Origin of the sequence: Tsukamurella soli (assembly GCF_039541155.1) — a bacterium.
GTDB lineage: Bacteria > Actinomycetota > Actinomycetes > Mycobacteriales > Mycobacteriaceae > Tsukamurella > Tsukamurella soli.
On sequence record NZ_BAABFR010000024.1, the window covers coordinates 37,307 to 60,444 of the forward strand.

18 protein-coding genes are annotated in these 23,138 nt (G+C 67.8%); 8 read left to right on the plus strand and 10 right to left on the minus strand.

Annotation, left to right across the window (positions count from 1 at the left end; all coding sequences use genetic code 11):
- Positions 1–2: 2 nt before the first annotated feature.
- Entirely contained in the window at positions 3–2,708 is a 2,706-nt protein-coding gene (locus ABD908_RS09830; protein ID WP_344994448.1) for a valine--tRNA ligase, read from the minus strand.
- A gap of 175 nt (positions 2,709–2,883) precedes the next feature.
- On the opposite strand from ABD908_RS09830, the gene fdhD reads away from it, so the two are divergent.
- Together fdhD and ABD908_RS09840 are read left to right on the plus strand one after the other, a co-directional pair.
- Positions 2,884–3,705, plus strand: a complete 822-nt coding sequence (gene fdhD, locus ABD908_RS09835; protein WP_344994451.1) for a formate dehydrogenase accessory sulfurtransferase FdhD — start codon at positions 2,884–2,886, stop codon at positions 3,703–3,705.
- A 214-nt stretch (positions 3,706–3,919) separates the two neighbouring features.
- On the plus strand, positions 3,920–5,173 hold the full coding sequence (locus tag ABD908_RS09840) for an SLC13 family permease (protein ID WP_344994453.1): 1,254 nt from the start codon (positions 3,920–3,922) through the stop codon (positions 5,171–5,173).
- 182 nt (positions 5,174–5,355) lie between these two features.
- Here the strand turns inward: ABD908_RS09840 and clpX are convergent, their stop codons facing one another.
- The 4 genes from clpX to tig all read right to left on the minus strand — a co-directional run bounded on the left by clpX (position 5,356) and on the right by tig (position 9,717).
- Positions 5,356–6,633 carry an ATP-dependent Clp protease ATP-binding subunit ClpX gene (gene clpX, locus ABD908_RS09845; protein WP_344994455.1) on the minus strand — a complete coding sequence of 426 codons (1,278 nt, stop codon included), beginning with the start codon at positions 6,631–6,633 and terminating at the stop codon, positions 5,356–5,358.
- Between the two features lie 212 nt (positions 6,634–6,845).
- Positions 6,846–7,475: an ATP-dependent Clp protease proteolytic subunit gene (locus ABD908_RS09850; RefSeq protein ID WP_344994458.1), complete on the minus strand. Its 630-nt coding sequence runs from the start codon at positions 7,473–7,475 to the stop codon at positions 6,846–6,848.
- 26 nt (positions 7,476–7,501) lie between these two features.
- Positions 7,502–8,083 carry an ATP-dependent Clp protease proteolytic subunit gene (locus ABD908_RS09855; RefSeq protein WP_344994496.1) on the minus strand — a complete coding sequence of 194 codons (582 nt, stop codon included), beginning with the start codon at positions 8,081–8,083 and terminating at the stop codon, positions 7,502–7,504.
- A gap of 197 nt (positions 8,084–8,280) precedes the next feature.
- Positions 8,281–9,717, minus strand: a complete 1,437-nt coding sequence (gene tig, locus ABD908_RS09860) for a trigger factor (RefSeq protein WP_344994460.1) — start codon at positions 9,715–9,717, stop codon at positions 8,281–8,283.
- A 206-nt stretch (positions 9,718–9,923) separates the two neighbouring features.
- Here tig and ABD908_RS09865 point away from each other — a divergent pair, with 206 nt between their 5' ends.
- A complete protein-coding gene (locus ABD908_RS09865; RefSeq protein WP_344994462.1) occupies positions 9,924–10,307 on the plus strand; it encodes a DUF1304 domain-containing protein in 384 nt (127 codons plus the stop codon).
- Positions 10,308–10,315: 8 nt separating this feature from the next.
- Here the strand turns inward: ABD908_RS09865 and ABD908_RS09870 are convergent, their stop codons facing one another.
- From ABD908_RS09870 to ABD908_RS09880, 3 genes are all read right to left on the minus strand, one after another.
- On the minus strand, positions 10,316–11,068 hold the full coding sequence (locus ABD908_RS09870) for an amino acid ABC transporter ATP-binding protein (protein WP_344994464.1): 753 nt from the start codon (positions 11,066–11,068) through the stop codon (positions 10,316–10,318).
- 5 nt (positions 11,069–11,073) lie between these two features.
- Positions 11,074–12,867 carry an ABC transporter substrate-binding protein/permease gene (locus ABD908_RS09875; RefSeq protein ID WP_344994499.1) on the minus strand — a complete coding sequence of 598 codons (1,794 nt, stop codon included), beginning with the start codon at positions 12,865–12,867 and terminating at the stop codon, positions 11,074–11,076.
- Between the two features lie 190 nt (positions 12,868–13,057).
- Positions 13,058–16,003 carry an aminotransferase class I/II-fold pyridoxal phosphate-dependent enzyme gene (locus ABD908_RS09880; protein WP_344994466.1) on the minus strand — a complete coding sequence of 982 codons (2,946 nt, stop codon included), beginning with the start codon at positions 16,001–16,003 and terminating at the stop codon, positions 13,058–13,060.
- 608 nt (positions 16,004–16,611) lie between these two features.
- Between ABD908_RS09880 and ABD908_RS09885 the strand changes: the two genes are divergently transcribed.
- A complete protein-coding gene (locus tag ABD908_RS09885; RefSeq protein ID WP_344994469.1) occupies positions 16,612–17,412 on the plus strand; it encodes a DUF2382 domain-containing protein in 801 nt (266 codons plus the stop codon).
- Positions 17,413–17,608: 196 nt separating this feature from the next.
- Here ABD908_RS09885 and ABD908_RS09890 read toward each other — a convergent pair whose 3' ends face one another.
- The gene (locus tag ABD908_RS09890; protein ID WP_344994472.1) at positions 17,609–18,418 is read right to left on the minus strand and encodes an MBL fold metallo-hydrolase; all 810 of its coding nucleotides are present in this window, start codon (positions 18,416–18,418) and stop codon (positions 17,609–17,611) included.
- A gap of 111 nt (positions 18,419–18,529) precedes the next feature.
- On the opposite strand from ABD908_RS09890, the gene ABD908_RS09895 reads away from it, so the two are divergent.
- Entirely contained in the window at positions 18,530–19,147 is a 618-nt protein-coding gene (locus ABD908_RS09895) for a TetR/AcrR family transcriptional regulator (protein ID WP_344994475.1), read from the plus strand.
- Positions 19,148–19,493: 346 nt separating this feature from the next.
- On the opposite strand, the gene ABD908_RS09900 is transcribed toward ABD908_RS09895, so the two are convergent.
- A complete protein-coding gene (locus tag ABD908_RS09900) occupies positions 19,494–20,546 on the minus strand; it encodes an aldo/keto reductase (protein WP_344994478.1) in 1,053 nt (350 codons plus the stop codon).
- An 88-nt stretch (positions 20,547–20,634) separates the two neighbouring features.
- Between ABD908_RS09900 and ABD908_RS09905 the strand changes: the two genes are divergently transcribed.
- The 3 genes from ABD908_RS09905 to ABD908_RS09915 form a co-directional block, all read left to right on the plus strand.
- Positions 20,635–21,270: a TetR/AcrR family transcriptional regulator gene (locus tag ABD908_RS09905; protein ID WP_344994481.1), complete on the plus strand. Its 636-nt coding sequence runs from the start codon at positions 20,635–20,637 to the stop codon at positions 21,268–21,270.
- Between the two features lie 799 nt (positions 21,271–22,069).
- Complete coding sequence (locus ABD908_RS09910; RefSeq protein ID WP_344994484.1) at positions 22,070–22,288, plus strand: hypothetical protein; 219 nt, start codon at positions 22,070–22,072, stop codon at positions 22,286–22,288.
- 364 nt (positions 22,289–22,652) lie between these two features.
- A partial coding sequence (locus ABD908_RS09915) for a PGRS repeat-containing protein (RefSeq protein ID WP_344994487.1) occupies positions 22,653–23,138 on the plus strand: 486 nt, incomplete at its 3' end.

Sequence of the window (23,138 nt, forward strand, 5' to 3'; positions counted from 1 at the left end):
CACTACTGCGCCGCGCCGCTCAGCGCCGCGATCCGTCCGGAGATCCGCTCGACCTCGGTCTGCGCCAACTCGCGCCGGGCGCGGATCTTCGCCACCACTGGTTCGGGCGCCTTCGCGAGGAACGCCTCGTTGCCCAGCTTGGCACCCGTCTGCTCGAGCTCCTTCTGCGCGGCCTTGAGGTCCTTCTCGAGCCGCGCCCGCTCCGCCGCGAGGTCGACGGTGCCGGAGGTGTCGATCTCGACGTGCACGGTGCCACCGGCCAGCGGGATCTCCAGCGCGGCCGTCGCCGCGAAGCCGTCCTCGTCAGGGGTCAGACGCGCGAGACTGCGGACCGCGCCGGCCAACGGGGCGAGCCCGGCACCGTCGACGCCCACGAGCCGCGCGGCCACGCGCTGGCCCGGTTTCAGCTGCTGATCGCTGCGGAACCGGCGGATCTCGGTGACCAGCCGCTGGAAGTCCGCGAACTGGACGCCGGCCTCCTCGTCCACCGAGCACGGTGCCCACCCGCTGGACGGCCACGACGCCACCACCAGCGACTCCCCGCCGGTGAGCGCCTTCCACAGCACCTCGGTGACGAACGGCATCGCCGGGTGCAGCAGGCGCAACACGATGTCCAGGCAGTGGCCGAGCACCAGCCGAGTGTCGTCGGCCCGCTCGGAGTCCGGGTCGGCGAGCTGCAATTTGGCGACCTCGAGGTACCAGTCACACAGTTCGTCCCACGCGAAGTGGTACAGCGCCTCGCACGCCCGGCCGAGCTCGTGCGCCTCGAACGCGGCGTCCGCCTCGCGCTGCACCTGCGCGAGGCGATCCAGGATCCACCGGTCTGAGACGGTGAGGCGCGCACGGCCGGGCAGATCACCGACACGGGCGTGGTTCATCAGCGCCAGCTTGGTGGCATTGAACAGTTTGGTGGCGAACTTCCGGCTGCTCGCGGCGGCGTCGGCGCCCACGTTGAGGTCGCTGCCGGGGATCGTGCCACGGGCCAGCGTGAACCGCAGTGCGTCGGCACCGTATTCGTCGACCCACTCCAGCGGGTCGATGCCGTTGCCCTTGGACTTGCTCATCTTGCGCCCGAACTCGTCGCGCACGAGGCCGTGCAGAAGCACCTCACGGAACGGCACCTCACCGGGAGCGTTCTCACCGTGGGCGACGAACGTGCCGAACATCATCATCCGGGCCACCCAGAAGAAGATGATGTCGTAGCCGGTGACCAGGGTGGACGTGGGATAGAACGCGTCCAGGTCGGGCGTCTTGTCCGGCCAGCCCATCGTCGAGAACGGGAACAGCCCCGAGCTGAACCAGGTGTCGAGAACGTCCGGGTCCTGCTCGTAGCCGGCGGGCGGGGCATCGTCGGGGCCGCAGCACACCACGTCCCGGTTGCCGTCGGCGTCCTCGGGGCCATACCAGACCGGGATCCGGTGGCCCCACCACAGCTGCCGCGAGATGCACCAGTCGTGCATGTCATCGACCCAGGCGAAGTACCGCGGCGACATCGACTCCGGGACGATCCGGGTGTCGCCGCTGCGGACGGCGTCACCCGCCGTACGCGCGATGTCCTCGACCTTGACCCACCACTGCATCGACAGTCGCGGCTCGATCGGCTCGCCGCTGCGCTCGCTATGGCCGACGCTGTGCCGGTACGGGCGGACCTCACCGGCGATGCGCCCCTCCTCGGCGAGGGCGTCGCGGATCGCCTTACGCGCCTCGAACCGGTCGAGGCCGTCGAAAACGGTTCCGGTACCCGCGATATGGGCGGTCTCGTCCATGATCGTCGGCATCGGCAGCGAGTGTCGCTGCCCCAGCGCGAAGTCGTTGGGGTCGTGGGCGGGAGTGATCTTGACTGCGCCGGAACCGAATTCGGGGTCCACGTAATCGTCGGCCACGATCGGGATGTCCCGGTCGACGAACGGGTGCCGGATCGTGGTACCCACCAGGTGTCGATAGCGCTCGTCGTCCGGGTGCACGGCGATCGCCGTGTCGCCCAGCATCGTCTCCAGACGCGTTGTCGCACAGACGATGTGCGGCTCGTCGTCGTTGAGGCTGCCGTACCGGAACGAGACCAGCTCGCCGTCGATCTCCTCGTGGTTGACCTCGATGTCGCTGATCGCGGTCTGCAGCACCGGGGACCAGTTGACCAGCCGTTCGGCGCGGTAGATGAGGCCCTCGTCGTACATCCGCTTGAAGATGGTCTGGACGGCCCGGGACATTCCCTCGTCCATCGTGAATCGCTCGCGGGACCAGTCGACGCCCGCGCCGATGCGGCGCATCTGACCCGTGATGTTCTCGTGCGAGGCGTCCTTGAAGGCCCAGGCGCGCTCGAGGAACCGCTCACGCCCGATCTCCCGGCGCGATGTACCCTCCTTCACCAGTTCCTTCTCGACGAGCGACTGCGTGGCGATGCCGGCGTGGTCGGTGCCGGGCAGCCAGAGCACCTCGTAGCCCTGCATCCTGCGGCGGCGGCAGAGGGCGTCCGAGATCGTCTGGTCCAGCGCGTGCCCGAGGTGCAGGCTTCCCGTCACGTTGGGTGGGGGCAGGACGATCGAGAACGGAGGCTTCGCGCCGGTCGCGACGACGGCGGCGTCGGCGGTGAAGTAACCGGCGTCTACCCACCCCTGGTAGATCTCCGCCTCGACCGCGGCCGGGTCCCAGGACTTGGGGAGGCGGTCGGCGGGTGTGGGTGGGGTCAGGGGGGACGGGGCAGAAGTCACCAGCCGATTCTACTGACCGGCCCTCGCCGCCCCGCTCCCCCGCCCAGCCCGGCTCCCGCCGCCCCATGATCGAGCCGAAGAGCGGCGCGTCCACGCGGCGACGTCGCGCTCACGGGCGGACTACCCTATGAGGTATGGGAGGAGCCGCGCGAATCATCCGGCCAGGAGGTGCCGAATGGGCCGGTTGACCGACCGCCGGCGGATCGTCCGGATCCGGCCGGACGGGACGAGCGCCCCACGCGAGGACACCTTGATCGTCGAGGAGCCGCTCGAGCTGCGGGTCGGTGGCGAGGTACTGACGGTCACGATGCGCACCCCAGGCCACGACGTGGAGCTGGCGCACGGGTTGCTGCTGTCCGAGGGGCTGATCGGCGGCCGCGACGATGTCGCGGGCGCGCGGTTCTGCTCGGACGATCCGGTCAACCTGTACAACACCCTCGATGTGACGCTGCGGAACGTGCTCGCACGCCCCGCGATCGCGCTCCGCCGCAACCTCGCCGCGAGCAGTTCGTGCGGCCTCTGCGGCAAGGAGTCCGCGGACGCTGTGCGCACGTCCACACGGTTCCCACTCGATCCGGGCGACGGGGTGCGGGCGCCGGCCGCGCTGGTCGCCGGGTTGCCCGATGAACTGCGGCGCCGGCAGCGCCTGTTCGACCGCACCGGAGGCGTGCACGCGGCGGGCCTCTTCGACACCGACGGCACGTTCCGAGTCGCGATGGAGGACATCGGCCGGCACAACGCGGTCGACAAGGTGCTCGGCTGGGCGCTGATGAACGACTCTGTGCCGCTGCGCGAGTCTGTCCTGGTCCTGTCGGGGCGCGTCTCGTTCGAGCTCGCCCAGAAGGCCGTCATGGCGGGTGTGCCGATGATCGCGGCGGTGTCGGCCCCCTCCGCGCTGGCCGTGACGCTCGCCGACGATGCGGGCCTGACGGTGGCGGGCTTCGTTCGTGGTGGCGGCATGAACGTCTACACGCATCCCCAGCGAATCACCTTGTAGGACCGAGCTTCAGGGCAGACCGCGGCGGGCCGCGACGAGATCTTCGCACCCTGGACGATAGACCGAAACGCCGGTTATGCCGACTACTGCGTGGATCCTCCTGGAATGCAAGCCGATCCGCGATGCATCGGGCAATACGCGGGTAATTTAGGCCCGCTACGACCCGGCGGTCAGCCTGCCGAGGTCGCCCGCTCGTCTGCCGAGGAGGCCACTCTTGACTGCCGCTCAAAGCCTTTCGCTTGTCCTGCTGGTGCTGTGTCTCGTGCTCGCGATCTGGCAGCGGATGAATATCGGGGTGCTCGCGCTGGCCGCCGCGCTACCGGTACTCGCGCTGTCGCACCTCGATCCGACCGTGATGTACGACACGTTCCCGGGCAGCATCTTCGTACTCATCGCCGGGGTGTCACTGCTGTTCGCCCACCTGGAGCGCAGCGGCGCGCTGGGCCTGTTCGTCGACAAGGTCTACGCGGCGATCGGCCCTCGACACTGGCTGCTGCCATGGGCGGGGTTCCTGATCGGCGGCGCCCTCACCACGGCCGGCGCGTTCTCGACCGCACCCATCGCGTTTCTGGTGCCGATCGTCGCGCACGTGGGCGTGCGCTCGCGCAAGACCTTCCTGCTCTGTGAACTCGCCGTTATCATCGGCGCCAACACCGCCGGTCTGTCGCCACTCAATCCCACCGGTGCCGTCGTCCGCTCGGCAGCAGCGAAGTTCGGCGTCACGTACTCCGGCTGGGGGCTCTGGGCGGTGTCGGTCGCGGTCGCAGTCGTGGTGGTCGCACTCCTGCAGATCCTGTCCGCTGTCACGGCGCGACGGGGCCATCCGTTCGAGGTGACGCCCGCGCCGGCCGCCGCGCACGACGACGCCGGCCCGCCGAACGTCAAGTACATGGTGTGCTCAGGCCTCGCGCTGCTCGCGTTCCTGCTGCTCGTCGTGATCGCGAAGACCGACGTCGGCGTCACCGCGATGTGTCTCGCGGCGCTGCTGCAGATCACCTTCCGCCCGGTCGAACGCCAGCTCCTCTCCCGGATCCCATGGCATTCGATCCTGCTGCTCTGCGGGTTGCTGACCTACCTGGGGCTGATGCAGAAGATCGGGACCATGGACTCGATCGCCCACATCCTCCGACACCTCGGGGCCGGCGCGCTGCTCATCCTGGTCATCGCGTACCTGACGGCCCTGCTCTGCAACATCGAGAGCTCCACGTTGGGCGTCCTCGGACTGGTCATGCCGATCGCGTTCGGCACGTTCGGCCACACCGGGATCGCGTTCTGGGTCGCTGCCGCGGTGTGCGTGCCAGCCGCGCTGATGGTGATGAATCCGATCCACGTGGCGGGCGTCTTGATCATCGGCAACAGCTCGGTGGAGAACCAGGACGTGCTGTTCCGGTGGCTGCTCGGCCTCGCCGCCTGCCTCGCGGTGATCGCCCCGGGCCTGATGGCGATCATCCCGATCGCCCTGCAGTAGGTGCGGCTGAAGCGCGCTCACCACCGCTGCAGCCCCCTACCGGAAGTGCCGACGCGTACCGACCGTTCGGACGCTCATCGAGGAGCGCCTCCTCGGTGAGCGTCCGGGCCGGACAGACGAACGCCGCCGGGCGTCCACATCGGGACGCCCGGCGGCGGAATGCTGAGCCCCTCAGGGGCGGATCAGGCGCTCCTGTCACGCCGCTCGTCGCGAGACCGCTTGCGCGGCACCACCGTCGGGAGAACGTTGTCGCGCACCGTCTCCCCCGTGACGACCACCTTCGCGACGTCGTCGCGCGACGGGATGTCGAACATCACGGGGTTGAGGACCTCTTCCATGATGGCGCGTAGGCCGCGTGCGCCGGTGCCGCGGAGGATCGCCTGGTCAGCGACGGCCTCAAGCGCGTCCTCGCTGAATTCGAGCTCCACGCCGTCCATCTCGAACAACCGCGCGTACTGCTTGACGAGTGCGTTCTTCGGCTCGGAGAGGATCGAGACCAGCGACTCCTTGTCCAGGTTCGAGACCGACGCGATGACCGGCAGGCGGCCGATGAACTCGGGAATCAGGCCGAACTTGATCAGATCCTCGGGCAGCACGTCGGCGAAGTGGTCGGCTGTGTCGAGGTCCTTCTTCGACCGCACCTCTGTACCGAAACCGATGCCACGCTTGCCGATCCGGTCGGAGACGATCTTCTCGAGCCCCGCGAACGCGCCGGCCACGATGAACAGCACGTTGGTGGTGTCGATCTGGATGAACTCCTGGTGCGGGTGCTTGCGGCCACCCTGCGGCGGCACCGACGCCTGCGTGCCCTCCAGGATCTTCAGCAACGCCTGCTGCACGCCCTCACCCGACACGTCGCGCGTGATCGACGGGTTCTCGCTCTTGCGGGCGATCTTGTCGACCTCGTCGATGTAGATGATGCCGGTCTCGGCGCGCTTGACGTCGTAGTCGGCGGCCTGGATCAGCTTGAGCAGGATGTTCTCGACGTCCTCACCCACGTACCCGGCCTCGGTGAGGGCGGTGGCGTCGGCGATGGCGAACGGCACGTTGAGCATCTTGGCGAGCGTCTGCGCCAGGTAGGTCTTGCCGCAACCGGTGGGTCCGAGCATCAGGATGTTGGACTTGGCCAACTCGACGCTCTCTCCACGGGCATCCTTGCGCTCCCCGGCCTGGATGCGCTTGTAGTGGTTGTACACCGCAACGGCCAACGTCCGCTTCGCGTTGTCCTGACCGATGACGTAGTTCTCCAGGAAGTCCCGGATCTCCGTCGGCTTGGGCAACTCGTCGAGCTTGACCTCGGAGGACTCGGCGAGTTCCTCCTCGATGATCTCGTTGCAGAGGTCGATGCACTCGTCGCAGATATACACGCCAGGACCAGCGATGAGCTTCTTGACCTGCTTCTGGCTCTTCCCGCAGAACGAGCATTTCAGCAGGTCCGCGCCGTCACCGATCCGTGCCATAGTCCTGGAGTCCCACTTCCTTGCGTGTGCGCGCCGCGCCCGGGGGCCGCGATGCCTGCTTACGACGGTACCCGTACAGCGGAGTCCCGGCGACCGATATGGATAGCTTGCGATAGCCCCCTCCGGGCGCCGCGTATCCCGCTCGCGCGGCGTGTCGCGGCTGCCCCGGGGGCGTCCGGCGCGGGCGTCGAACGCCACGCCGGACCGATGTGTCAGCGTCTGGCCGAAGCCTTGCGGTAGGGGAACACCGTGTCGATGATCCCGTACTCCTTGGCCTCCTGGGCCGTGAGGATCTTGTCCCGATCGGTGTCCTTGCGCACCTGCTCCGGGTCCTTGCCGGTGTGCCGCGCAAGCACCTCGTCCATCAGCCGGCGCATGCGCTCGACCTCTTTGGCCTGGATCTCGAGGTCCGAGACCTGACCCTGCATCGAGCCTCCGGTGCGCGGCTGGTGGATCAGGATCCGCGAGTTGGGCAGCGCGGCCCGCTTGCCCGGCGTACCACCTGCGAGCAGCACCGCAGCCGCCGAAGCCGCCTCACCGAGGCAGACGGTGGCGATGTCCGAGTGCACGTACTGCATCGTGTCGTAGATCGCCATCAGCGAGGTGAACGAACCACCGGGCGAGTTGATGTACATCGTGATGTCGCGGTCGGGGTCCTGCGACTCGAGCACCAGCAGCTGTGCCATCACATCGTTCGCGGACGCGTCGTCGATCTGCGTGCCGAGGAAGACGATGCGCTCCTCGAACAGCTTGGCGTACGGGTTGTACTCACGGACGCCGTTGGGCGTGTGCTCGATGAACGAGGGCAGGATGTACCGCGATTGCGGTGGGGTGTACGACATGAGGTCTCCAGTTCGAGGTTCGTAGGTCAGTTCGTGGTCACGGACACCGGCCGCGTGATCACGTGGTCGACGAACCCGTACTCGAGGGCCTCCTGGGCGGTGAACCAGTTGTCCCGATCGGCGTCGGTCTCGATCTTCTCGAGCGACTGACCGGTGAACTCGGCGTTCAGCCGGTTCATCTCCTTCTTGGTGGCGGCGAACTGCTCGGCCTGGATGGCGATGTCCGACGCGGTACCGCCGATGCCCGCCGAGGGCTGGTGCATCATGATCCGCGCGTGCGGCAGGGCGTAGCGCTTGCCCTTGGTGCCGGCAGCGAGCAGGAACTGGCCCATCGAGGCGGCCAGGCCCATGGCGTACGTGGCGATGTCGCACTCCGAGAACTGCATCGTGTCGAAGATCGCCATGCCCGCCGTGACCGAGCCACCGGGCGAGTTGATGTAGAGGTTGATGTCCCGGGTCGGATCCTCCGCCGACAGCAGCAGGATCTGGGCGCACAGCTTATTGGCGATATCGTCGTCGACCTGGCTGCCCAGGAAGATGATCCGCTCCTGCAGCAGGCGCTCGTACACCGAATCGGTGAGGTTCAGACCGGGCGTGTTCGCCCGCATCGCGGGGGTCTGGATGGTCAAAGCTTCCTACCCTTTCGTACCTGACAGCTTGTCACTGACACCGACACTAACCAATGGCGCACCGCCGAACGTCCCGCCACGGCGTACATACGCTGACAGCAGAAGCGGCACGGCCCTGTGTCGAAGACACCGCGCGCCCCGTAGCCGGTCGGCTGCGGGGCGCGCGGTGGTGTGAACTACTTCTCCGCGTCGCTCTGCTCTGCGTCGCCCTGCTCTACGACGTCCCCCTCGGGTGCGTCCGCTGCAGCCTCGACGTCCGCTGCAGCCTCGACCGCCGCGGAGTCCTCGGCGTCCTCACGGTCGAACATCGCCTTGGTATCGACGACGTTGCCCTCCGAGTCGGTCACCGTGGCCTCGAGCACCACGTTGGCGAGGCCCTTGCCTCGACGGACCTCCTGGAACAGGGCCGGAAGCTGGTTGGCCTGCTGCACCTGCTGGATGAACTCGCCGGGGTTCATGCCGTAGCGCTGCGCCTGGAACAGGATGTGCTCCTGCAGCTCCTGCTGGTCCACCGAGACCTCCTCGGCGTCCGCGATCGCGTCGAGCAGCAGCTGCACGCGCACCTGCTTCTCGGCCGACTCGCGGGCCTGGGCCTCGAACTCCTCGCGCGTGGTGCCCTGCGCCTCGAGCGCCTTGGCGAGCAGGTCGTCGTCGTGGCCCAGCTGGTGCACCACCTCGTGGATCTGCTCGTCGGCCTGTGCCTGTACGAGCTGCTCCGGGACCGGGATCTCGGTCAACTCGAGCAGCCGCTCGAGGACGCCGTCGCGGATCTCCGACGCCTGACCCATCTTCTTGCTCGTCTCGACGCGGGTGCGAAGGTCGGCCTTCAGCTCGTCCACGGTGTCGAACTCGCTCGCCAGCTGCGCGAAGTCGTCGTCCAGCTCGGGGAGCTCCCGCTCCTTCACGGATCCGACGGTGACGGTGACGACCGCCTCCTCACCCGCGTGCTCGCCGGCGAGCAGCGTGGTCGTGAAGTCCTTGGTCTCGCCCGACGCCATGCCGACGAGGGCCTCGTCCAGACCGTCGATGAGCTCACCGTTGCCCACCTCGTGCGACAGGCCCGTGGTCTTGGCGTCCTCGACGTCCTCACCGTTCACGGTGGCGGACAGGTCGACGGTGACGAAGTCGCCGTTCTGTACCGCGCGCTCGACGCCCTTGAGGGTGCCGAACCGCTCGCGCAGGCTCTTCAGCTGCTCGTCGACGTCCTCGTCGGTCACCGTCAGGGGCTCGACGGTGACGTCGATGTCGCCGTACGGCGGCAGGGCGATCTCGGGGCGGACATCAACCTCGGCGGTGAACGCGAAGGTCTCGCCGTACTCGAGCTTGGTGATGTCGATCTCCGGCTGACCGAGGGCCTTGACATCGTTCTCCGTCACGGCCTGCGAGTACTTGCCCGGCAGGGTGTCGTTGACCACCTCGGACAGCACCGCGTCGCGGCCCACACGGGCCTCGATCAGCTTCGCGGGCGCCTTGCCCTTACGGAAACCGGGGATGTTGACCTGCTGCGCCAGCGACTTGTATGCGCGATCGAAGTCCGGGGTGAGCTCGTCGAAGGGAACCTCGACGCTCAGACGGACGCGTGTCGGGCTCAGCTGCTCGACGGTGCTCTTCACTCAACTTCTCCTCGGGTAGACATGGCGGAATCCCTACTTCGCATGCGACGGAATCCTGCTGCAGGCGCGGGGCCGGGTGGGCCCACGAGCGTCCGAGCCAGCGTACCGAACCCCGCAAGCGCGGTGTCGCGCGGGCGGGGCGCCGCGGCTGGCCGCTGTCGCCGGGACCCGACGATCTCGGGCGGCAGTGCACGACAATGACCCACATGATCATCGTGGGCCTCGTGTTCGCCGCCGTCGCGGCTGTCATCCATTGCTACATCTTCTATATGGAGTCGATCGCGTGGACGAGCGCGCGGGTACGCGCCACGTTCGGCACCACACTCGACGAGGCCGAGACGACGAAGCCGTTGGCGTTGAACCAGGGCTTCTACAACCTGTTCCTCGCGATCTCGATCGCCGTCGGCATCGTGGTCGCGGCTGCCGGCGACCGGGCCGTCGGCGCCACGCTGGTGTTCGCCGGCGCCGGCTCCGTGGTCGCCGCGGGGCTGGTACTGCTGCTGTCGGACCGCAGCAAGGCCCGCCCCGCCCTCATCCAGCTCGTGCCGCCGCTGATCGGTGTCGTGGCGCTCGCCGTCGGCGTCGCCTGACCGAGCGGTCAGAGGACCTGCGACAAGAACGTGCGCAGACGCTCGGACTCGGCCGCCTCGAACACCTTCTCCGGCTTGCCGGTCTCCACGACCACGCCGCGGTCCATGAACAGCACATTGTCGGACACGGTGCGCGCATAGCCCATCTCGTGGGTCACGACCACCATCGTCATGCCCTCAGACGCGAGGTCCGTCATCAGCGCCAGAACGCCCTTGACCAGCTCCGGATCCAGCGCCGACGTCGCCTCGTCGAAGAACATCACCTCGGGTTTCATCGCCAGCGCCCGCGCGATCGCGACCCGCTGCTGCTGGCCGCCGGACAGGCTGCCGGGCCGTGCGTCGGCCTTCTGCGCCAGCCCCACCACCTCGAGCTGCTCGACCGCGAGCGTCCGTGCCGCGTCCTTGTCGAGCCCACGTAACTTCCGCGGGCCGAGTGCGATGTTCTGCGCCACGGTCATGTGGGGAAACAGGTTGAACTGCTGGAACACCATCCCGATGCGCCGGCGGAGCTGATCGGGGTTGTCCTCGAGGACCGACCGACCATCGAGCGCGATGTCGCCGCTGTCCGGCTCGTGCAGCCGGTTGAGGACACGCAGGAGCGTCGACTTCCCGGAGCCGGACGGGCCGATCACCGTCGTCGTGGTGCCCGCGTCGACCTGGATGCCGACGCCTCGCAGCACGTGGTGCTTGCCGAACGACAGGTGCAGGTCGGTCCCGGTCAGCGAGACCGCGCGCTGGGTGTCTGCAGTGGGTGCGGACATTCTCGTCATCCCCTCTCGGACTTGTCGATCGACGGGCCCGACGGTGCCGGATCCGCGGGCAGCGGAGGCAGCGTGGGTTCGGTCTCCGCCTCCGACTGTCTGCCGGTGCGCAGGCGCACGTCGATGTAGTTGACCAGGTGGGTCAGCGGGATCGTCAAGACCAGGTAGACGATGCCGGCGGCGACCAGCGGCGACAGATTGCCGGTCTGGGCGTTGAGGTCGCGCCCCACCGCGAACAACTCGCGCTGCGTGGCCAATAGGCCGAGGAAGTAGATCAGCGAGCTGTCCTTGATCAAGGTGATGAACTGGTTCATCAGTGCCGGCAGCACACGCCGCACCCCCTGCGGCACCACCACCAGCGACATCGACTGGCGGTAGCTGAAGCCCACGGCGCGCGCGGCCTCCAGCTGGCCGGTCTCGACGCTCTGGATCCCCGAGCGGAAGATCTCGCCGATGTATGCGGCGGCGAGCAGGCCCAGGGCGATGGCACCCAGCCAGTACGGGTTGTTGTCGGTGATGTCTTTGACCACCGGACCGATGCCGAGGCCGATGACGAGGATCACCACCACCGCGGGCAGCCCACGGAAGATGTCGGTGTACACCCGCGCCGGCCAGCGCAGCCAGCGGGACCGGGAGATCCCGGCCACCGCCAGCACCAGGCCCACGACGGTGCCGATCACGCCGGACACGATCGCGAGGATCAGGGTGTTCGGCAGGCCCGTCTCGATCAGGTCGGGGAAGGCGCGCTTGTACAGATCCCAGTTGAAGAACGTGTCACCGAGCTGCGCGAGCGTGCCCTTGCGTGCGACCGGCGCCGACGCGCCCTGCGTCTTCGCAGCGTTCGCCCTGGCGATCGCCGCGAAGTCCGGGAACTTCGGCAGCGGCGCAGCCTTGCTACCCGGCTTCCAGCCCTTCGGCAGCTCGCGCGGCTCCCAGTCGCTGTAGATCTTCGCGTAGGTGCCGTCCGCGATGATCGCGTCCAGGCCCGAGTTGAGTGCCTCGACCAGCTTGGGGTTGTCCTTCGCGACAGCCCATGCAACGAAGTTGTTGACGCTGAACGTGTTCTCTAGGATCGACGTACCGTCGCCGGGCTTGACTGCGCCCTCCGCCTGCGCGGACGGTGCCACCCAGGCGTCGATCTGGCCGGTCTTGAGGTTCGCATATGCGGTTGCGTAGTCGGGGAAGTCCACGGCGTCCAGGTGCAGCGTGTTACGCACGTAGTCGTCCTGGACCGTGCCCTGGACCACGCCGATGCGCGTGTTCTTGTTCAGATCCCCGAACGTCTTGATCTTCCCGCCGGTCTGCGCGACCAGGGAGAAGTAGCCGAAGTCGTAGCCGTTGGTGAACGCGACGGTCTTGCGACGGTCATCGGTCGTGGTGATCGACGACGAGCCGACGTCGAATCGATGGTTGGCGACCTGCGAGAGCAGTCCCGAGAACTCCGTACCCGAGAACTGGATCTGCAGCCCGAGCTTCGCAGCGATCGCCTTCAGCAGCTCGTTGTCGAAACCGGTGAACACGCCCTTGCTGTTCACGCAGATGCTGGGCCCGGCGTCGGACAGGGTCCCGACGGAGATGGTGCCCGGCTTGAGCAGCCCGAGCGCATTCCGGTCGATCTGCGCGAGCGGGGTCACGTTCGCCGTCGTGTACCTGTCCTCATCCCCGCCCTTGTCGGCTGCGCCGAGGTTGGTCGGCGCGGCCGACGCCGACTCGATACCCGGAGGCGAGCAGTTGTCGGTGGGCGCAGCCGCGGCGCGGCTACCCACGCCGACCAATGAGAGGCCACCCGCCACCAGCATCAGCCCGGTCACGGCCACCACCAGCAGCAGCGCCAGGCCGCGCGCCTGTCTGATTCGTTTCACGTGCCGAGACACTACTGAGAATCGCTCGCGGCGACCTGATTCGAATCAATACCGCACAAAACCCGTCGACTCGCCCACAGGTGGGCTGTGCCGGGTGCACCCTCGTCACAGGGCGCACCCGGCACCGTCACTCCGCGGCGGCCCCGACCTGCCCGTTCGGCTCGGCAGGCTCGGCGGCACGCGCCTTCCTACGGCCTCGTGCGGACTCGCCCGACGGTGTCGGTACATCCCCGGAGTCCGCCAGGGCGGCGCTCGCCGGCGTGGCCGCCGCGTGCACCGTCGCGCGCGCCGCCGGTGCGGACACGAACTCGCTCCGGGCCGCCGCGGCTCGGCGGCGGTTGTCCGCCAACGCGATCTCGATCGCCTTGTCCGTGTACACGCGGTAGCCGAGCTCCGGGTTGTACCCGTGCACCTCCAGGGTGTCCAGGTTTCGGATGAACGACAGGATCTCCCGGCTGAACACCTGACCGGGCACCAGCACCGGGAATCCCGGCGGATAGGGCGTCACGAACGTCGCAGACACCACGTCGCCGCCCGCGTCGATCCGCTCCTCGATCTGGGCATCCGTGAGGTACTCGCAGGCGACGTCGTCGTACGAGAGATAGAACGCGCGCCGCACGTCGCCCTCGGGGGTCTGCTCGATCCCCTCGGTCGGGTCGAGGAACGCGGAATGGAAGCCGCTGAAGTCTGGCTGCGTCGCCGTCGGGGTGGTCAGCCGGTGCACGTTCTGCTCGAACCGCGCCCGCTCCGACAGGCTCATGTCCTCGACATCGTTGTGGATCTCACGCGCGAGCTTCACCAGCACCTCGACCAGGAAGGCGACGGAGCTGCGGGTGGTGCCGATGTTGGTCATGAACAGCACCGTGTTGCGCGAGGTCTTGTTGATCTGGACGCCGTACCGGTCCATGAGCAGGTCGCGCTTGAACGTGTCACCGTCGTAGCCCGTCCGCCCGATGGACAGCGTGACGCGCGACGGGTCCAGCACGAATTCGTCAGTACCCCAGGCGGTGATCATGTTCCGGAGGCCGGAGCGCAGCGGCTGCCCGATGCCCGACGGGCGATACTCCTCGGGGATCATGTCCGACGTGCGCAGGCAGCGCATGTAGGTCTGCAGCAGCGGGTGGGTGTCGATCGCGTCGCGCAGCTGCATGGCGTTCTCGATCTGCCGCACCACCATCTCGGTGCCCTCGAGCGCCACCTGTCTCCGCCCCAGGTCGAGCGAGGCCAGGATCTGGTAGTTCGGCGAGGTCGACGTGTGGGCCATGTAGGCCTCGTGGAAGGCCTCCGAGGTCTTCTGCCCGAAGTCCTGGTCGTAGACGTGGATCATCGAGCCCTGGCGCAGCGCAGTCAGCGTCTTGTGCGTCGACTGCGTCGCGTACACCCGCACCCGTGCCTTCGCGGGGTCGGGCCGCAGTCGGCGACTCAGCAGGTCCTCGTCCGACGCGGTAGCGACGTCATCGATCGAGGCCTGGTAGTCGGCGAGGTACTGCGGGTCCTGCAGTTTCTCTCGAAGCGCCGCGGCCGCCGCCATCGCCGTGCGCGCCCGGAAGTCCGGGTGGAACCTCGCGAACGCGAACCAGGCTTCGTCCCAGAGGAATACGAGGTCGGGTTTGATCGCGAGACATTCCTCCATCACCCGGAGCGGGTCGTAGACGACACCGTCGAACGTACAGTTGGTCAGCGACAGCAGCCGCACGCGGTCGAGCTTGCCGGCGCGCTTGAGGGCGAGCAGCTTCGACTTGATCTCGCGCAGCGGCACCGCGCCGTACATGGAGTACTCGGGGAGCGGGAAGGCCTCGAGGTATACCACCTGCGCGCCCGCCATAAGCATCCCGTAGTGGTGACTCTGGTGGCAGTTGCGATCAAGCAGCACGATGTCGCCGGGCGCCACCAGCGACTGGGTGACGATCTTGTTGGCGGTCGAGGTGCCGTTGGTGACGAAATAGGTGTGCCGCGAACCGTAGGTCTCGGACGCCAGCTTCTGGGCGTCGCGCAGCGGCCCGGTCGGCTCGAGCAGCGAATCGAGACCGCCGCAGGTCGCGGACGTCTCGGCCATGAACACATCGAGCCCATAGAAGGTCAGCATGTCTTTGATCCAGTGCGAGCCGACGATCGACTTGCCCTGCGAGATCGGCAGTGCATGGAACACGCCGGTGGGTCGCTGACTGTACTGCTTGAGCGCGGAGAAGAACGGCGTGCGGTAACGGTCGGCGACCCCCTGGAGAATGCTCAGGTGCAGCTCGAGCATGCCCTCCCGGGCATGGAAGACGCGCCGGAAGTTCTCCCCCAGGCGCCCCGCGATCGATTCGACGTCGATCTCCGTCATCAGGTAGAGGTCCAGCTCGGGCCGCAGATGCGCGATCGACTCGGCCAGGATCGACGCCCGCTCGTCGGGGGTCTCGTTGCCGGTCAGGTCGTCTTCGAGCTGCAGGTCGATGAAGTCGGAGAGCGTCGACACGTCGCGGGTGGCGTGGTGGGTGAAGTGCCGCCGGATCACCACCGCCTGCAGGTTCACGTTGAGGCGTGCAGCAATCAACGCCTCTTCCGCGCTGCCGACGAATACCAGCTCGTACACGAAGTCGGCGTCGGCCCGGCGCCAGTTGCGCAGCTCCTGCCGCAGCGTGCGCTCCTGCTCCTCGGTCAGGGAGTCGACGACGAGTACCTCGAAGTACAGCCGATCCGGCGCGGCGGGTGCGTCCGGATCGCCGGTCGCGAAGTCACCGATGCCGCGCTGGCCGGAGTCTTCCTGCGAAAGGTCGTCGACGTCGCCGCGGCGGTACGAGTCGGTGGTCAGTGCACGGTTGACGCGGGCGACGGCGCGGGCGAACTTCGAGTAGTCGCCGGCCGCGAACCTGCGGGCGATCTTCGCGAACTGGAGGGTGCCGGGGAAAGCCCAGTACGGCTCGACCGGAGTCAGGTGGCGCAGCAACTCGGCCACCGCCTCGACCTGTCGCTCGCGCTCTTGCGGTTCCGCGGGCGCGGTCAGCACCTCGGCCGCCTCTTCGAGCCGGCACCAGGCGTCTGAGCGCATCTGCCAGACGGTGTTGTACGCGCGAGGTCCTTCGACAGTCATGTAACGACTCCTTCATCGGCGCCCGACGATGGTGGTCGGGGCGTTCTGCGGCAGAGCGGGGCAGTCTCGTTCGCAGTGCCCACCCCGCCGTTCACCGCTGTCGATGATCCGCTCAGACACCGACGATGACAGCCGTTTTCGTAGGTTTCCCAGACTCCGATCCGGGCGGACGCCGAGCGGATCGTCGGGGCGTTCACCGCGCTGACACGACGGACGCCCAGATAGTTCGTACCCGCCACATCGCTGGACCGCGGATGCACTACAACGAACACCCGTGATGTTCCGTATATGCCGCTTTGTCGCTCGCCTCGGATATCGCTCGGGGAACCCGGCGAGCAGGCACTCGGACTCCGATCCCCCGACCGATCATCCTGCGTCGCAGGCATTCCCATCGGTCGGCGAGCGCCGCCCACCCGGGCGGCGCGGCGCCGAGCACGCTCCGTGGGTGGTTGCGACACGACGCATGGTCGTTACCGTCGGAAGCGACACCGGCCCGCCATCGAGTACGAGTTTCACGGTGTACGTGCGGATTCCGCCCGGTTGGGTGTCCGCCCGGTTCGGTGTCACAGGCCGAAGAACGAGATTTCGAGAGGAAGTGAGTGAGACTCATGACTGACGCACGAGGACTCGACATCGTTGCACGTTCGATCGTATTCGACCGCGACGGAACAAAAGTCGGCAAGGTCGACCAGATCTACATCGATGAGAACACGAAGTCACCCACGTGGGTGGCGGTCAAGACAGGGTGGTTCGGAACCGCCACATCGCTCGTCCCGCTGGCGGGCGCACACCGCGAGGGTGACCGCATCACCGTCGCGGTCACCAAGGATGCCGTCAAAGACGCCCCGCACCTCGACACCGACGGCGGGATCACGCAGGCCCAGTACGGTGAGCTACTCCGACACTACGGCCTCACGCCCGGTCGTGCCGGGCGGGACAGCCGCGGGACGCATGCCGACGTCCCCGGCACGCCGGCGGCCGACGGTGCTGCGGCTGGCGCCCCACGTACCCAATCGGCCCCCGGCCACGACGCGACCGTGGTCCGCTCGGAGGAGCGTCTCGACGTGGCTACGGAACGGGTCACGTCCGGCAGAGCACGACTGCGGAAACACGTCGTGACCGAGCAGCAGACGGTGACCGTTCCGGTGACACACGAGGAGGTCGAGGTGGTGCGCGAGCCGATCAGCGGCGAACGTGCACCCGACGGCTCGCTCGGCGACGAGGTCGCCGAGGTGACTCTGCACGAGGATCGGGTGATCGCCGACAAGAAGACGGTGCCCGTCGAGCGGGTGGGACTGTCGGTGAACGAGGTCGCCGACGAGAAGACGGTCACCGACTCGGTGCGCAAGGAGCGGGTGGACACCGAGCGCGTCCCGGTGTCGGGCGGTTCGCGCACGGGCGGCCGCTGATTCCAATCCGCCACTAGGACAGCCACTTCGAGGGTGGACACCGGACCCGGTGTCCACCCTGCATCGCAGCCCGTGCGACGCCGTTCGCACCGATGGATTCTTCGGCTCCGTCCGATCTGTTGCCGACGAGTGCCACCACGCAGCCTTGCCATCGAACGCATGGAGCACCGCAGCCGAGAGATGACCGAACGGTCGGTCACACCGACGTCGCAGGCGGGAACGGTGTCGGGTCGTGGGCCGCGAAGATCTCGATCTCAGGATGTTCAGCGGCCAATGCGCGGAGTCGGCACTGATTGGCCAGACGTTGGATCTTGTCGGTGGTGACGATCTTCTCGAACACGCCGACGCGTCGTCCTATCTGAGGTCGCACCTGTAGTTGACGGTGGTCGAAGATGGCGTCACCGGCGTCGAGGAGCCATCCGGACTCGCTGTCGACGGCGACGCCGCAGTGACCGTGGGTATGGCCACGCAGTGGGATGAGCAGGATCTGCTCAGGTAGTCCGGCGAGCGCGCGCACGGCCGAGAATCCGAACCACGCTTCGCCGTCCTCCTCGGCGTAGGTGGTGAAGTCCGGGCCGTGGGCCCACATGGCCGGGCGGTACCGGCCCCGGGCCTTCACTCCTCTGCGGTCGGTTGCTGCAGCCAACTCATCGGCGTGCACATGTACCGCGGCCCAGGGGAAGTCGGACAGGCCACCGACGTGGTCGAGATCCAGATGGGTCTGCACTATGTGCCGGACGTCCTCGGGCCGGTGACCGAGTGCGCGGACCTGGTGGATGGCCGCCAAGGCGGGGGCGACCGTGGGGCGCGCGTAGAGCCGCGCGAAAGCGAAGCCCAGGCGAGAAGCGATCGCGGCGTAGTCGGCCGTCCCGAGTCCGCTGTCGACCAGCACCAACCCGTCGCTCGGAGTCTCGATCAGCAGCACGTGGCAGGCGAGGGGGAGACCGCCTATCGACATTGCGGTGACGTGGGCGCAGTTGAGGTGGTGGACCCGCAGATCAGACATCGAATCGTCTCCAAACGAGAATAAACATTCGCAATGGCAGGTGCCAGTAGAGCAGCCCGATGTCGCACCCGTCAAGGTCAAACAAGAAGAAACATTCGCTACAGTGGCCTGGTGCCGCGACTCTCCTCAGCAACCCGGGACCAGCGCCGCCTGCGGATCCTCGACGCGGCACGCGCCTGCGTCGACGAGTACGGCCTCGAGGCGGTCTCGATGGAGATGATCGTCGCGCGGACCGGGATGTCCACCGGCGCTGTCTACCGGTATTTCGCCGGAAAGGAGGACATCATCCGAGCGGCCGTCATCGACGGTACGACGGGCGCGATCGACGCGATCGAGCCGATCCTCACCCAGGCCCCTCCGCTCCCCCCGGGCCCGTTCCTGACCGCGGTACTGACCGCGGTGCTCGGCTACAGCACCAGCGGCGACACCGACCTGACCGGCGTGGCGGTGCACGGCTGGAGCCACTCCCGCTCCGACGACACTCTCCGGGCAGAGATGTGTCGCGCTCAGCGACGGCTGCGTACCGGGTACTCCGCGGTCGCCCGCCACTGGCAGGCCGCCGGAATCATCGACCCCTCAGTCGATCCCGCAGAAATCGGGCAGCTCCTGCTGTCGCTCACCTTGGGCTACGTCGCCCAGCTCGCGCTCACCGGTGACGCGAGTGTCCAGGCTCACGCGGCGGCCCTCGACGCCTTTACATCCGTTTCCGGCAACTCACGCCGGCGATAAGGGAGTCGACAGCGGTTCGTCACCGTCATCGCCGCGTTCCCGACGCTCGACGAGGCCGAGACAGAGCCACCCGGTTGAATCGGGCGTGGAGCCCGAGTCCGGCGACACCCCCAGCGGCGGCAGCTGCGGGCAGGCTCACCGCGGCGGATCACCGCCGGCTCCCGTCGGTGCCCGCATCGATCGCTGCGGTCCGCAGACTCCCGGGTCGCGAACACACGATCTCCCCCGGCCGCCACGTCGCGAATCCGACCACCGACACCGACCGTAGAATCAGCCGCACCGCCGGCCTGCGGCGATGAGTGCGACCGCGCGCATCGAGTGACCGCGGTCTCGACGTGGGCGAACCTCAGGCCGTCAGAGCCATCCCGGGGATACGAGCTCGGATCGCATCGAGTTCGGCCTCATCCGACACACCTTGGAAGTCGTACCGGGGGGTGTACGACGCCTCGAGCGCACTGATCTCGTCGTCCGTCAGATCGAGGTCGAGTGATGCTGCAGCATCGTCTATCTGTCGGATCGTACCTGCACCGACCAGCGGTGCGGTGACGACCCGCTGGTGGCGCAGCCATGCGAGTGCCACCTGGGCACGGCTGACCCCGTGGGCATCGGCGACTCGTCCGACCGTATCCACGATCGCGCGGTTCGACGCGTTCTCCGCGGGTGTGTAGAGCAGGTCGGCGTAGGCACCGTCGGCCTCGGCCCGTGCGGTGCCTTTCGCGTCGTCCCACGCTCGTGCGAGTCGGCCGCGGGCCAGCGGGCTCCAGACGATGGTGCCGATCCCCTCATCGAGGCACAGCGGGATCATCTCGCGTTCCTCCTCGCGAGCCAGCAGGTTGTAGTGGTTCTGCATCGAGACGAATCGCGCCCAGCCGTGCTGCTTTTGAATGTGCAAGGCCTTCGCGAGCTCCCAGGCATGCATCGAAGATGCGCCGAGATACCGGACCTTGCCCGCCTTCACAAGATCGTGCAGGGCTTCGAGAGTCTCCTCCAGCGGCGTCGCGTGGTCGTTCCGGTGGACCTGGTATAGGTCGATGTAGTCGGTCCCGAGCCTCGTGAGGCTGTGGTCGACCTCGCTCATGATCGCCTTGCGGGAGAGGCCCCTGCCGTTCGGCCCTGGACGCATCGGGTGGCGGAGCTTGGTGGCGATCACTACATCGTCACGATCGGCGAAGTCTGTCAGAGCGCGGCCGAGGATCTCTTCACTGGACCCGTTCGAGTACATGTTGGCGGTGTCGAAGAAGTTGATGCCTGCATCGAGGGCGTGCTTGATCAGCGGTCGGGCGGCCTCTTCGCCGAGCGACCAGACCGGGTGCCCGCGGTCGGGCTCGCCGTAGGTCATTGCGCCGATCGCGATGGGCGACACATCCAGTCCGGTGGTGCCGAGCTTGACGTACTGCATGGAGATACCTCCTGCTACCGTGGGTTCGCGGAGAGTTCTCCGCGATATGCAAACTAGCGGAGAGTTCTCCGCAATTCAAGGGGGGCTGATGCCGCAGGGGCAGTCCTATGGGACTCAACGGCAGGCTGCGGCTCGCAAGCACATAGCGATCCTGGAGGCGGCACACGACCTGTTCGCCGCCGATCCGACGGTGTCGTTGAACGTGATCGCGAAGCGCGCCGGGGTCGGAGCGGGAACGCTGTACCGGCACTTCCCCACCCGGGAGGACTTGATCCTGGCGGTTTACCGGCACGACGTGGAGCGCCTGGTCGACTCCGTCGACGGGGTACTTGCTTCGGGGTCGGCACGTGAAGGCTTCGTCACCTGGTTCGAGACACTGTCGTCCTACATCCGAGTCAAGCACGGACTCGGTGAGGCGTTGCACCATGCGGCGATCCAGGACGCCATCAACGAGACGTACGCTCCGGTGCTCTTCGCCGTCGGGAAGCTTCTGGACGCTTGTATCGCCGAGGGGTCGGTGGGCCCCGGCCACGATCCGGGTGACGTGTTGCTTTTGATGGGCTTCTTGTGGCGTGTCGCCCCGAACGAAGACGGTCTCGTACAAGGGCGACGACTGATCGGCATGGTGTTCGACGGGATCGCCGCACGAACACCGTCTTCCGCAGCAGAAGCCTCACCCTCATCCTCCTTTACTCCGCGGGACGCGGCACGCCCAAGCAGGTGACGCTCGGCCCGAAGCGCTTCAGGTGCGCCGGCGGGATGGCTATGTCGATCGCATCGCCCGCGTCGGCGCAGGAAACCGGCGCAGCGGACCGGTTCAGTGAGGCGACGCTGCGGTGTTAGAAACGAATCGGGTTGAACCACATCCGACCCACGGCGGCTCCTCGTGCGCAAGATCGACCGGAGAGCTGTCGTCGTCTCCGCGCGGTCCGGGCGCCGTCGTGACACCACGGCCGACGATCGCCGTGGACCAGGTCGGGGAAATGACGATGTCGGAGAAATAATGAGAAATGGCGATGTCCGCGAAATAATTCGGTGTTCTCAGGCGTGCGGCGGGGGCGATCCGGGATGATGTGAATCCTGAAGCCCGCGGCTGGTGCGGCTGGTGGGTGGTGTCGCACTGAGCAACATGAGGGGGCCGTGATGGCCGAGCACGGTAAGCACCGCAGATCGGACAGGCGTAGCGCAGCCGGCTCTACGGCGACACCCGCGGAGGGGGCGGCGGGCACGGTGTCGTTGTCGGCGGTGCGCTCCTCAGTGGTGCCGCCGTGGACCGTGGAGGCGACCCGGTCCGCGATCGGGGTGCACGGCCGCCCGGCGACGTGCGTCGAGGTCGTCCGAGGTGTCGAGCGGAGTCTCGGCGAACATGTCGTCGGCGGGCGACAGCGGGGCGGTCGGGTACCGGTGGCGTTCGGTGGCACCCGGGACGGCGGTGAAGATGACGGTGCCCGCGGGGTCGGTAAGGCCGTGACCCGGGTGGTGGGGACGATCGCGATGGCGTGCGGGGTCGGTGCGGCCGTGGCGTGCGGTTCGGGCGTGGCACATGCAGCGGGTTCGGGCAGCACCGGCGGTTCCAGGTCGTCGGCGTCGCACTCGGGGTCGTCGCGCTCGGGGTCGTCCAGCTCGTCGGCGTCGCGCTCGGGGTCGTCAGTCGCAGGTTCGTCCTCGTCGGTGTCTGGGTCGTCGTCTGGGTCGTTGTCGCCTGGGTCGGGGGGACGGGGGTCCGGGTCGGCATCGGGTAGGTCCGGCTCGGCGGCGCGTCGGGCGTCGGCAGGTAGGTCGGTCTCCGTTGGTCCGGTGGTGTCGTCGGGTACTGCGGCGGTGTCGTCCGGGTCGGGTGCAGACGGTTCCGGGTCGGGTCGGGTCGGTGTCCTCGGCTCGGGTCGGGCGGGTTCTTCCGGCGGTGGCACGGAGTCGTCGTCGCGGGCCGTGACACGGCCGACCGCTCCCGCGGCCGGTGTGTCGCCGCGGGCGGCTTCTGCGTCGTCGACGAGTGCGGACTCGGGGTCGGTATCTCCTGCGGCTGCAGCGACCGGTGTCGGCGGGGGTGCCGCGTCACCGGTCGGGGCACAGCAGGCGCCCGCGGCGGGTGGTGCGGTGGGTTCGGTGCGGCCTCCGGCCGCGGTGGTGTCCGACGTGTTGGCGTTGCTGGGTGTGAGCCCGACGCTTCCAACGTCTCCGAGCGGCCCGTTGTCGCCGGCGACGAATCCGACGACGGTGTTGCTGTACGGCGCGTACCGGCCGGACGGTTCGGCGGATGCCGGGTCCGTTGTGGAGAGCGTGGACTCGTCCGGTGAACCCGTCTCCGACCTGACGACAGAGGTTGCGTCGGCGGTGTCCACCGCGGTCGGGGACCTCGCCGCGAGCCCGCTGGTCGCCGCGTTGGGACAGATCCCCGTGGTCGACGTGTTCATCGGCGACGGCACGAACGGCACTGCGACCGATCCGGACGGCGGCGCGGGGGGTCTGTTGATCGGAGACGGTGGGGCCGGTTACGACGAGACCGCGGCGGGTGTGTCCGGCGGTGACGGCGGGTCCGCCGGGTTGATCGGTGACGGCGGCGCCGGCGGCAGCGGCGGCGCGGGCGCGGCG